Origin of the sequence: Pseudoalteromonas sp. THAF3 (genome assembly GCF_009363775.1) — a bacterium.
In the GTDB taxonomy this organism is placed as follows: Bacteria; Pseudomonadota; Gammaproteobacteria; order Enterobacterales; family Alteromonadaceae; genus Pseudoalteromonas; species Pseudoalteromonas ruthenica.
In genome coordinates this window covers 2,445,267-2,457,187 of record NZ_CP045418.1, presented here as the reverse complement: position 1 = coordinate 2,457,187, position 11,921 = coordinate 2,445,267, and the positions used below count along the sequence as shown (strand labels likewise).

The 11,921-nt window shown below is 46.5% G+C and carries 11 protein-coding genes; 6 read left to right on the top strand and 5 right to left on the bottom strand.

All coding sequences use genetic code 11. From position 1 onward, the window contains the following. The first annotated feature begins 229 nt into the window (after positions 1–229). The 4 genes from FIU82_RS11470 (at position 230) to FIU82_RS18655 (ending at position 3,781) form a co-directional block, all read left to right on the top strand. Entirely contained in the window at positions 230–472 is a 243-nt protein-coding gene (locus tag FIU82_RS11470; protein ID WP_022946930.1) for an OadG family protein, read from the top strand. Positions 473–484: 12 nt separating this feature from the next. Then, complete coding sequence (oadA, locus tag FIU82_RS11465; protein WP_152441106.1) at positions 485–2,266, top strand: sodium-extruding oxaloacetate decarboxylase subunit alpha; 1,782 nt, start codon at positions 485–487, stop codon at positions 2,264–2,266. Positions 2,267–2,274: 8 nt separating this feature from the next. Then, complete coding sequence (locus tag FIU82_RS11460) at positions 2,275–3,405, top strand: sodium ion-translocating decarboxylase subunit beta (RefSeq protein WP_022946928.1); 1,131 nt, start codon at positions 2,275–2,277, stop codon at positions 3,403–3,405. A gap of 199 nt (positions 3,406–3,604) precedes the next feature. Continuing rightward, entirely contained in the window at positions 3,605–3,781 is a 177-nt protein-coding gene (locus FIU82_RS18655; RefSeq protein ID WP_022946927.1) for a hypothetical protein, read from the top strand. 60 nt (positions 3,782–3,841) lie between these two features. Here FIU82_RS18655 and FIU82_RS11455 read toward each other — a convergent pair whose 3' ends face one another. Then, positions 3,842–5,155 (bottom strand): peptidoglycan DD-metalloendopeptidase family protein, encoded by a 1,314-nt coding sequence (locus FIU82_RS11455; RefSeq protein WP_022944145.1) that lies wholly within the window; start codon positions 5,153–5,155, stop codon positions 3,842–3,844. A gap of 153 nt (positions 5,156–5,308) precedes the next feature. Here FIU82_RS11455 and tyrS point away from each other — a divergent pair, with 153 nt between their 5' ends. Continuing rightward, positions 5,309–6,511, top strand: a complete 1,203-nt coding sequence (gene tyrS, locus FIU82_RS11450; protein ID WP_022944144.1) for a tyrosine--tRNA ligase — start codon at positions 5,309–5,311, stop codon at positions 6,509–6,511. A 40-nt stretch (positions 6,512–6,551) separates the two neighbouring features. Here the strand turns inward: tyrS and FIU82_RS11445 are convergent, their stop codons facing one another. The 4 genes from FIU82_RS11445 to folE2 form a co-directional block, all read right to left on the bottom strand. Beyond that, positions 6,552–7,493 carry a cobalamin biosynthesis protein gene (locus tag FIU82_RS11445; protein ID WP_152441105.1) on the bottom strand — a complete coding sequence of 314 codons (942 nt, stop codon included), beginning with the start codon at positions 7,491–7,493 and terminating at the stop codon, positions 6,552–6,554. Next, the gene (gene mtnN, locus FIU82_RS11440) at positions 7,494–8,201 is read right to left on the bottom strand and encodes a 5'-methylthioadenosine/S-adenosylhomocysteine nucleosidase (RefSeq protein ID WP_022944142.1); all 708 of its coding nucleotides are present in this window, start codon (positions 8,199–8,201) and stop codon (positions 7,494–7,496) included. It lies immediately after the preceding gene. Between the two features lie 71 nt (positions 8,202–8,272). After that, entirely contained in the window at positions 8,273–8,890 is a 618-nt protein-coding gene (locus FIU82_RS11435) for a DUF2726 domain-containing protein (RefSeq protein WP_152441104.1), read from the bottom strand. Positions 8,891–8,958: 68 nt separating this feature from the next. Beyond that, positions 8,959–9,882 (bottom strand): GTP cyclohydrolase FolE2, encoded by a 924-nt coding sequence (gene folE2 / locus FIU82_RS11430; RefSeq protein WP_152441103.1) that lies wholly within the window; start codon positions 9,880–9,882, stop codon positions 8,959–8,961. A 237-nt stretch (positions 9,883–10,119) separates the two neighbouring features. On the opposite strand from folE2, the gene FIU82_RS11425 reads away from it, so the two are divergent. Then, positions 10,120–11,910 (top strand): hypothetical protein, encoded by a 1,791-nt coding sequence (locus FIU82_RS11425; RefSeq protein WP_152441102.1) that lies wholly within the window; start codon positions 10,120–10,122, stop codon positions 11,908–11,910. Positions 11,911–11,921 lie beyond the last annotated feature (11 nt).

Here is an 11,921-nt window from a genome sequence, read left to right as displayed (position 1 = left end):
CTAATGAAGATGATTTTTTCTCGTATAGATTTTATTTATATCCGCTATTTTTATTATCTATAAAGCTAAAATAACGGCATTGTTGGCGGTTTTTAAGTCTCCTTCCAAGAATTTCAAGGTTATAAATATTGGTATTACCAATTTACACTTATGTAGACATTCTCTTTTTTTTTGATATGGTGTTGGTTAAGTATCAATAAAAAGTAACTAAATTTGCACTGGGGTGAGCATGGATATTACAGCATTGTTAATTGAAGCCGCTTGGCTTATGGCGACTGGTATGGTGGTGGTCTTTGTATTTCTACTCATATTGATAGGTGCTTTACGCCTAATGTCATATATCTTTGCCGATACAGAACAAGCACAAGCGAATCAACAAGCTAGCGCCACTACCACGCATCACAGTAAGCGCCCTTCAAAGGCGCATATTGCAGCTATTGCTGCGGCTGTGCATCAGTATAAGAAGCAATAATAAGGGTCAATTATGTCTAAATTAAAGCTTACCGAATTAGTACTGCGAGACGCGCATCAATCTTTATTAGCAACACGCATGCGCTTAGAGGATATGCTCCCGATCGCTGATAAGCTTGATCAGGTTGGGTTTTGGTCAATGGAGTCATGGGGTGGGGCCACCTTTGACTCCTGTATCCGTTATTTAGGTGAAGACCCTTGGCATCGTATCCGCGCCCTGAAAGCGGCGATGCCTAATACTAAACAGCAAATGCTACTGCGTGGTCAGAACTTACTCGGTTATCGCCATTACAGTGACGATGTCGTGACTAAGTTTGTCGAGCGCGCTCACGCCAATGGCGTTGATGTGTTTCGTATCTTTGATGCGATGAATGATGTGCGTAATTTAGAGACGGCAATCAAAGCCGCTGTAAATATTGGCGCCCATGCGCAAGGCACTATCTCTTACACCGTTTCACCAGTCCACACGCTGGATATGTGGTTAGATCAGGCCAAGCGCCTTGAAGGTATGGGTTGTCATTCTATTTGCATTAAAGATATGGCGGGGCTGTTAAAGCCCTATGATGCCGATAAGTTGATCCGTGGCTTAAAGGAAACCGTGTCTTTACCCATTGCTATGCAATGCCATGCGACCACAGGACTAAGCACTGCAACCTACCAAAAGGCCATTGATGCCGGCATTGATATGCTTGATACGGCAGTTTCTAGTATGAGTCAAACCTATGGTCACAGCGCCACCGAGACCTTGGTTGCTATTGTCGAGGATACCCCGCGTGATACCGGTTTGGACCAAACGTTACTCGAGGAAATTGCGGCTTATTTTAGGGAAGTACGTAAGAAGTATGCGCAATTTGAAGGTAGCTTGAAAGGCGTTGATGGCCGCATCCTATTAGCGCAAGTGCCCGGTGGCATGCTCACAAATATGGAAAACCAGTTAAAAGAGCAAAACGCAGGCGATAAGTTAGACGAGGTACTCAAAGAAATCCCCAAAGTCCGCAAAGACTTAGGTTACTTACCTCTGGTCACCCCCACCTCACAAATTGTTGGCACTCAAGCCGTGTTGAATGTGCTTACCGGTGAGCGCTACAAGTCTATTACTAAGGAAACCGCAGGCGTTCTTAAAGGTGAGTATGGAGCAACACCCGCACCGGTAGATAGCCAATTGCAACAGCGTGTCTTAGAAGGTGCAGAGGCAATCAGTTGCCGTCCTGCCGACCTCATTGAGCCAGAGCTAGACAAGCTGACGGAGGAACTAGATGCTCATGCGAAAGAGCAGAACCTCGAGTTAGCAGACGAGGTGGTTGATGACGTTTTAACCTATGCACTATTCCCGCAAATCGGTTTAAAATTCTTAGCGAATCGAAATAACCCTGATGCTTTTGAACCGGCGCCCAGCGCCGAGCCGGAGCAGCCAAAGGCTGTGGCAAAGGTGGCACCGACAAAGCAAGGGCCAGAGCGTTATAGCATTAGTGTCGATGGTCAGGCCTATGATGTTGTCGTCGCCCCCGGTGGTGAGTTGGAGAGTGTGCGTGCTGTTGAGGGTGAAGGTGAAAACCCACCGCAGTCGGCTGCGATTAGTGGCGGGGAAACGCTGAATGCACCGCTAACAGGCAACGTCTTCAAGGTTTTAGTCAAACCTGGTCAGCACGTGAGTGAAGGTGATGTGGTTATGATCATGGAAGCGATGAAGATGGAAACTGAAGTGCGCGCATTGCACGGCGGTGAAGTCAGTGATGTGTTAGTGCGTGAAGGTGACTCCGTGAGCGCTGGCCATGCCTTAATTGCATTGGTTTAGGAGGGGGTATGGAAGGAGTATTAAATCTCTGGCATGCCACCGGTATTGCCAACTTTTCCGTCGCTCAACTGGTGATGATCTTAGTCGGTTGTGGGCTGTTATATTTGGCGATAGCGCGTAATTTTGAGCCATTACTATTGGTGCCTATTGGCTTCGGGGCAATATTAACAAATATCCCCGTGGCTGGTATGGCAGACCCTGGTGGCATACTGTATTACGTGTATTACATAGGCATTGACTCCGGCGTCTTTCCGCTGCTTATCTTTATGGGGGTGGGGGCACTTACCGACTTTAGCGCGTTGATAGCGAACCCGCGAATGCTACTTCTGGGCGCTGCGGCGCAATTTGGTATTTTCGCGACCTTGTTTGGTGCCATTGCTTTGAATTTTGTGCCGGGCTTTGAATTTACACTCAAAGATGCATCTGCTATCGCCATCATTGGCGGTGCCGATGGTCCGACTGCTATTTTCTTAGCCTCAAAATTAGCCCCAGACTTGCTCGGTGCTATCGCAGTGGCGGCGTATTCTTATATGGCATTAGTGCCCATTATCCAGCCACCCATCATGCGAGCATTAACCTCCGAGCAAGAGCGTAAAATTGAGATGCCGCAGTTACGAGCGGTTTCCAAAAAGGAAAAAATTATTTTTCCACTTATGGTTCTGGCGTTAACTGCGATGTTCTTACCGGCAGCAACGCCGTTGGTGGGAATGTTCTGTTTGGGTAACTTAATGCGTGAGTCAGGTGTCGTCGATAGGCTCAGTAGCACAGCGCAGAATGAGCTGATCAATATAACGACTATTTTCCTTGGCCTAGCAGTGGGCTCAAAGCTAGCTGCTGAGCAATTTCTGACGGTGGAAACCATTGGTATTCTAGCGTTAGGGGCTTTGGCATTTTCTATTGGCACGGCGTCAGGTGTATTCATGGCAAAAGGGCTGAATAGATTATCGTCATCACCCATTAACCCCTTAGTAGGGGCAGCAGGTGTATCTGCTGTGCCTATGGCTGCTCGCGTGGTCAATAAGGTTGGCTTGGAAAACAACCCACATAACTTTTTATTGATGCATGCCATGGGGCCAAACGTTGCTGGCGTCCTTGGTAGCGCTGTGGCTGCAGGTATTTTACTGGCTTTGGTGGGTTAACCTCTGCCGAGAAATTTATCTATTTAGGCACTTCCTAGCCATTTGCGCGTCCTATTCGAATTCGGTGGGGCGCGCTTTTTTATGGCTGAGGCCAGTTTCACAGTTTTGCGATTAAGTGTTATAAGTGCATGCTATAGCATGAGCTGAGACTAACAAAGCAGTCCATGACTAGCCATAACAGTCAAAATAGGGAGCGGCTATGAACGCTATTATCATCATCATTGTATTATTTGTTTCGCTGGCTATTTTGGTGCCGTTACTAGAGCGCTACCAACATCAGTTAGGGCTCAATAAAATGATGCGCTTTCGCAAGTATATCTTGCCACTCGTTGGCATAAGCTTAGTGGTGCAATTGCTTTATATGTTATTTAGGTAAGGACTTGTGATATAGCAGACATAAAAAAAGCACCCTAAGGTGCTTTTTTTATGGCGATGATTAGTTCATCGCCAGCTGCATTTCTCGCTCTCTAACCAGCTGCGCAAGCAGTGTATCGGCTACTGGTTTGAACTTAGCTAATTCGCCAGCGGGAAGCGGCTCAGATTTTGGCAGTTCAACGGTACGAGGATTACGATGTACACCGTTTACAAGAAACTCATAGTGTAAGTGGGGGCCGGTAACGCGACCGGTGGCTCCGACAGTGCCAATAAGCTGACCTTGTTTCACTTTTTGGCCATTTTTCACTTTGCGTTTATTTAAGTGCAAGTACTTAGTTACATAGGTATTGCCGTGTTTAATAAACACATAATTGCCATTAAAACGGCTATAACCTGCTTTAATAACTTTGCCGTTACCAGCGGCTACCACGGGCGTACCTGTACGCGCGGCGTAATCAATACCACGGTGTGGCTTCACCGTTTTAGTTACAGGGTGGAGGCGACGCGGATTAAAGCTTGAACTGATGTATTTAAAATTAACCGGCGCTCGTAAGAAGGCTTTTTTCATACTTCGACCTTCAGGCGTGTAGAAGTTGCCATCAGTGTGGCGCACAGCGGCATAACGTTCGCCTTGGTTGATAAATTCGGCAGCGATGATTTTTCCTGTGCCAATATACTCGCCGTCAACGTGGTGTGTTTCATACAGCAAGCTAAACTGATCGCCTTTACGCAGATCGTTGGCAAAATCCACGTCCCAGCCAAAAATGGTGGCAAAGTTCATAATTTGTTTCTCACTTAGCCCAGCTGAGATACCAGCTGTCCATAGGCTGCCATTGACTGTACCAGACGCTGTTTTAGTGAGGGTTTCAATTTCTTTGGAATCGATAGAGGTGTCGTAGCGTCCCTCTTCGTTAAGCGTAACAAACAAGGTGTCGGTTTTGCTCAGTACGTATTTGAGCTGCTGCAACTCACCCTTGTCGTTTTTTGCAAAACTTAACACTTCACCTGGGTGAATTTTGGTTAGTTTTTTCGTTTCTTCATTGGTATTAACCAATTTATACAAGGTTTGCGCGGAGAAGCCTGCACGTTTAAAAATCAGGGCAAGGTTGTCACCGTTACGTACTTGGTAATCGGTGTGCTCATAGGTTGGTAAAGTCTGAGCTTGCTCGGGGGAGTTCAAATCGGTGATTTGTTCGTCTTCCTCAAGCTTAACTTGAAGCTCGTAACGCTTACCCACTTCCAATGGCTTTGCGTCGTTATCCTTTGATGCTGTGGCTCTTTCCGTAGGTATCAACATCAGGGCAATAATCGTGACAAGAAAGCCCACAATGAGCAATTTGTGTTTTTTGGGGAGCTTGTGAACCACGTTTACCATAACCTACCTTTTTCTGCTGTTAAGGAAAACAAATCTAACCAAAGGCTGAGCATATACGTTATAAAGGGCAAATACCAGTATTTTGTGCATTTAAACCCGGCGCGAATTGCGCTAGAATCGCGCGGTTAGCACATTTTTTTATCGGAGAAATAAATGACAGACTTGCAGACAGCGCTGGCAGAAATTAAACGCGGTGCTGAGGAAATTTTACTTGAGGAAGAACTCGCTGAACGCCTTAAGTCAGGGAAAAAGCTACGAATTAAAGCTGGGTTTGATCCTACAGCGCCAGATTTACATTTAGGTCATACGGTGCTTATTAATAAGCTAAAAACGTTTCAGGACCTTGGCCATGAAGTGATCTTTTTAATTGGCGACTTTACTGGAATGATAGGCGATCCAACGGGTAAAAATGTGACTCGTAAACCTTTGACCCGTGAAGATGTGTTAGCTAACGCCGAAACCTATAAAGAGCAAGTCTTTAAAATCCTCGATCCAGAAAAAACCACCATTGCATTTAACTCGCAATGGATGGAAAAGCTAGGCACCGCAGGAATGATAAAGTTAGCAGCTCGCCAAACCGTAGCACGCATGCTCGAGCGCGATGACTTTAAAAAACGTTATGCAAGTGGTCAATCCATCGCCATTCACGAGTTTTTGTATCCGTTAGTGCAGGGGTGGGATTCAGTCGCACTTGAGGCCGATGTTGAACTTGGTGGCACCGATCAGCGTTTTAACCTGTTGATGGGCCGTGAACTGCAAAAAGACGAAGGGCAAAAGCCGCAAACAGTGCTAATGATGCCGTTGCTTGAGGGCACTGATGGCGTGCAAAAAATGTCTAAGTCTCTGGGTAACTACATAGGAATTACTGACTCTGCTAACGATATGTTTGGCAAAATGATGTCTATCTCCGATGATCTTATGTGGCGTTACTACGAGCTGCTGAGCAGTCAATCTTTGCAGCAAATCGAGCAGCTAAAAGAGCAAGTGCTTGCTGGTACCAACCCGCGTGATATCAAAATTGCTTTAGCGAAAGAGATCATTGCGCGTTTCCATGATGAGCAAGCGGCTGAGCAAGCTCACGCAGATTTTACCAAGCGTTTCTCTAAAAATGCGTTGCCTGATGATATCAACGAGCTAACCATTGAATGTGATGGCGATGAGATGATGATCACCGCCTTGCTTAAGGAAGCTCAGCTTGTGGCTAGCACTTCAGAAGCGATTCGCATGATTAAACAGGGTGCTGTGAAAATTAATGGCGAAACCAAGGTAACCGATAGCAAGCAAATGGTTGCTAAAGGCAGCACCGAAGTTTACCAGGTTGGTAAACGCCGCTTTGCAAAAGTGACTCTTGCCTAAAAATTAATACTTCGAAAAAGCCGCTTAAAGCGGCTTTTTTTTACGCCCACGCTATGTGGCTAAGTGCTATAACCGCCAGCCAAAGCATGTTAACACCGTCAATATATTTCAATGTTGCTTTGATTGTTTTGTCATCAGGCAAGTGATCCACACCAATGCGCATGCGCTCAAAACGATGGCCTTGATAAAAGGCTGGCCCGCCAAGCTGTACTTGCAGTAATGCACTGAAAACACTGAGAGTAAACCCGCTAACGCGGTGATAAGAGTGCCGGCCATATATCCGCAAGTAACGCCATAGTTTACGCTGTTGGGTCATCATCGCCAGCGGTAGCAAGTACATTATTAGGGCCGCGACACAGCAAAGAGTTAGTAACCATTTACTGGCGTAGAGATAAGGACTCGATGGTAAAGCATGCTTGCGCATGGCTGTGTGCAGAGTCCACGTTAAACTGTAGGCGAGGGCAGCCATGCCACCAAATAAACAATACAGTAATAGTGGTGCAAAGTAGGTATGAAGCATGCGCAGCACCACACTCTCAATGCAGGCTTTGGCGACTCCCTGACTATTCAAACGCTCACAATCACGTACCACAATAGTTGCAAGTAGTGCCCGAGCGAGTGATTTACGTTGCTGCTTTAATGCCAAAGCAATACGCGTGCTTTTGCTGCGGATTGTGTGGGAGTCTAGGCTCAGGTAGAGCAAGAGCGCAGATAATGCCTCTGGGTAGTAAACTAAATGGGAGAACAGCGCGATTAATGTCAGCGGCAACAACACACACAGAGCCAGTGACAGTATGGCTATCAGCAGATGGTAGCCAACACTATCTTGCGGATTGAAAGTGCGTTTAACTAAATTGTTGAAGCCCAGGCGCGCCAGGGTAAAAGGGTGATACCAAGGAGAGAGCGGCAGCCAACGCTCGCAAGCAATGGCTGCAAGTAATAATAGCAAACTAAGCTGAGCACTTAGCGCCTCAACCAGCATCTATAGGGTGACACCATCAAGTTTCGTTAGCATCGCCATCACCATAGCCGATGAATTCTTCGATGCGACTTCTAAGTATTCTTCGAATGAATGCGGCGACTCTTTGCCGGCGATATCAGACAGTGAGCGGATAACCACAAAGGCCGTATCAAGTAAGTGGCAGGCTTGAGCGATTGCGGCGCCTTCCATTTCCACGGCAAGCATCGCTGGAAATTGTTTGCGTGTTGCATCAATGCGTTCAGGATCACACATAAATGAATCGCCTGTACACACTAAGCCAACCAACGACTGACACTGTTGTAGCTGTGAAATTGATTGCTCGGCCACTTGTATCAACTGTGGGTGGGACTCATAAGCCGCTGGCATTTGTGGTACTTGGCCATACTCGTAACCAAATGCGGTAACATCGACGTCATGGTGGCGTAGTTCGCTGGCAATAGCTACATCACCCACTTCTAAACGCTGGTCAAAACCGCCTGCTGAACCTGTATTAATAACGCAATCAGGGTGAAAGTGGTCGATTAACAAGGTGGTTGCAACGGTGGCAGCGACTTTACCTATCCCCGATTGCACTAAAGTCACAGTCTGAGTATTGAGTTGCCCATGGTAAAAAGTAAAACCACCGTGTTGGTGAGTTTCTACGTCGCTCATGCGTTCACGCAAAATCGCGATTTCTGGCTCCATGGCGCCAATAATACCTACTTTCATAGCATCTCTGATTAATTAGCAAAAACAGCCCTTAGTATATCAAAGGCTGTTTTAATATGGCATTGGCTTAATTAGATCTCTGCAAGTTGGGTCGATGTAGCGATAGCTGAGCCGCTAGTCTGCGCTTTGGCTTGCGAAGGCGAGAGCACTGCTGGGCGCGTTGGCGTGCGCGTCGGTTTACGTTTTGTTGCTGTTTCTGGCTTGCCAATCTTAAATAAAATGGCGCTGCGTACGTCTTCAACGCGGTAGCCGCTTTTTACTTTCATACGAATATGAGGAATACCGGCGGTTTCTAGGGCACCGCTAACAAACCAATCGCGCTGTGCCTTGTGGCCGTCTTTATTGGCATTATTGACCAGATCTACGGCGGCGACTATGGTCATTTTCTGTTTATCTAACAGCACATAGTCGAGTTGCTTGTTCTTAGTTTTAGTCATGGCAATACGCCGTGATTTGCTAGAAAGTCCTGCCTTGCAATCAAGGACATCTGCTAATTTGACTCGGCTGACGATCCGATAGTTATCGCCAACCGCTCGCTCTAGAAGCGATAGAAAGGCGCTCTCAACCTGCGTATAGATCTCTTTTTTACGAACGAAAGGATAAGGGTTTTCGTTATTATCAGTGAACTTAGAAGCCACCACGGAAGCAACAACAACCAGCACCAATATAGATAAAAGCGCGAATTCCATTTTTTACTCCAAAACGAATTTTTGACACGCTTACATCAAAGCAATAAACGTGCCTAAAATTGAATTGGCTAGGGTTGATAACCCTGGGGCAGGCCTTTAGTGGTGATAGCTACCGCGTCATGGGCGTGAAGCGACTCATAGTGGTTAATGCGAACCCAAAAATCGAGCACGTCTGCCCGCTCATCTAACGCTGCTTTCACCTTACGAGCGGCATCTTCACAAAACATCAAATTGGCGCCATTTAATCGTGCAAACTCTTGCTCGTCTTCTCGTTTCACGGCGGTTTGCACGGGTGTTTTTAGTGTTTGCTCAATTTCATCGATGATGGCGACGAAGTCAAATTCGCCAAGCTGCGCATCCAATAACACCTTGGTTTGTGCGACGGAGCGTTGAGAATGGGGGGTGGCGCTGATCCCTTCTGTTGTGCCCAGCCACTTTAGCACTTGTTCAAAGTTCAGGTTCTCGGCGTCAAAGTCACGTTTAAAGTTTTCTTGAATCAATTGCCTTGCAAGGGCTGCTGAACAGGGGCAAGTAGACGAGTAGGTTACTTCAACACCGGCTTCAACACGCAGCTGTCCTTGATTTAACTGCATGTCTAAGATGATGGGATAGAATTTCCAGCCGCTGTTATCGCTTAGTAACGCACTGCGGCGCAATGGAAGCTCAAAACTGAGGCTGAGTCGCGCTCTATCGCTAATATCGTCATGGGAGCTGATAAACGCATCAAGGGTTGTTTTGAGTTGCGCAGGAGTCACGTTGGGCTCATTAGAAAGTTGGTCCAGAGCCAAAAATAAGCGCGACATGTGAATGCCCTTGGCATGGGTGTCAATTAAGTTCACAAAGGCTTGTGCTTTGGCATTAATAACGGTTGCTGCCATGCCCTTAGTCGCAATTTTTAAAGGTATTTCAATGGCGCTCATACCCACCCAATCAAGCGTATGATGTACTGAAGACGCGCTGGTGTTGGCGATATCTGGCATTGGATGTGGCATAGCCTTCCTCATTATTGAAGCAACGAAAAGGCGACATTCTACCTGAAAATGCGCAAATGTGGAGCGGCTCTAAGTTGCAGGATAAATAGCCAAAGAGGGGATATGTAAAGCAATGCTGGCAGCTAAGTGGCGACAACATGCTTCCTTTATTGTCCAGTAATTGTTAACATTGTGTGTTGCTGTTAAGACGCGCTATTTACACCCATAACTTGCAAAATAACAATAATGACCAGTCCGATGAAATCAATTCTAAAAAAAGCCGCCACTGTGGCGATGTTAAGTAGCTGTAGTGTTGCTGCGTTCGCCAAGCCTCAGCTGATGTTGTTTGCTGACGACCTGCAGGTGTGCTCCAGCGAAAGGCTGAGATATTGTAATTCTGAATCCCGCGAAAGCTTAAGTAAGGATACTTATAAACAACAGCCAATTTATCAAATTACAGAAGAAGGCCTAGGACGTATTGCCGATATGGCCTGGACCGAGCAGCCCGATATTCGCGCCCAGGCAGTCGAGTTATTAAATGCGGCGAAAAAGCATTTTAATGATGAAGCATTCGGCCAACGTGAATTCGAACGTTATCTGCGCCGCAGTGATTTCACCCTTACTGGTAGCGATATATCAGCACGTGAATTTTGGTTTAACTTATTTGATTTCGAACAGCGTAACTTTTTTGATTTACTCGAGCAAAAACAAGCGAATGGTAAGCGTCGTCGCCAAGGCGAAGTTGATGTTCAGGGCACGCGTAATTGGGTAACCAAAGAGGCGTTTGCGCAGCTGCTTAGTGATGCGCAAAAGATTGCCGATGCCAAACGCAAACCGCGTGTTGCCTTTATCACCGGTGGCAGTCGCGACCCTTATCGCGATGTTGATTATTATCAGTCCTTATTTGAGCAGCTTGGCTTTGAAGCGCATTGGCTCGCTATCGATGGGGCTATGCAAACGGTAATGAGTGCTCAAGATACCAAGTTATGCGATAGCTTGGCTGATTATCAGGTGTCGAAGTTAGCGAGCTTCCGCCGTGATGTGCTATACCCTGATCTTTATCAAAAACAGCAAAAACTGTGTCGCGATCCAGAGAAGCTATATAACCTTTTGCGCAAATCTGATGCGGTATTTATAGCCGATTCAAGCCCGCTACTGCTATATCATGCGTTTTATAAAAATGCTAACCAGCCCAGTGAGTTGCTAACAAAAATACAAGATATGGTGGCAAAAGGGCAATTAATGGTCGCCGCGCAGGGTGATGCAGTACATGCCTTGGTCGGTGGTAAAAACAATGCCACTGTACTCTCTGGTGATGGCGTGCAGGTGTTGACTGGGCGACCCACGGTGTACAGCAATGGTTTTGAAGCTTGTCGCTTGGGAGTGGACTGTATCTCAGTGGTAAACAGCCGTGAACTAAGTTATATGCAATCGGGTGTGCTTGGTTTGTTTAACTGGGGCACCTTGGATACTAAAGTAGCCAAGTATGGTAATCAGCCGCGTCTAATTAAAACCGGTATTGATAACAGCAGTAATTTAATTTTTGGTCTCGATAGTGACAGTTATGCCCGCATCAGCAGTGAAAGTGATGACGGCGAGTACATGCAGATGCAAGTATTTGGCGAGGGTGGGCTATGGCTTGGTGACTTACGCCAAAGCAATGACTCTATGGCTACAGCAATGCAGTTTGGCCCTTTTGATAGTTACTTCTTGACTCATGAAGACAAAGTCATGCTCCGTAATGACATGATTAACGTTGAATTAGCGCCATGGAAGCAAGCCATCAATACCACAACCGCCGGGCCATTAGTGAATTCGTCCACGCCATTTAGCCGCTCTAATTACCATAAGCTCGGACAAATGCAGTGCAATACCGGGGCTGCAACTGCCAGTGGTAGCACGGATATTGATTCACAGCGCTTTGAGTTAACCTTAAAAGCCAGTGGCGCTACGAACATGCGAAAAGGCGTGCTTGCAAAAGGCGGCAAACGCATCGGCGTATGCTCGTTTGCAAGAATCTCAACGCAGATACTGCCAAAGGCACTCTAAGTTGATTACAA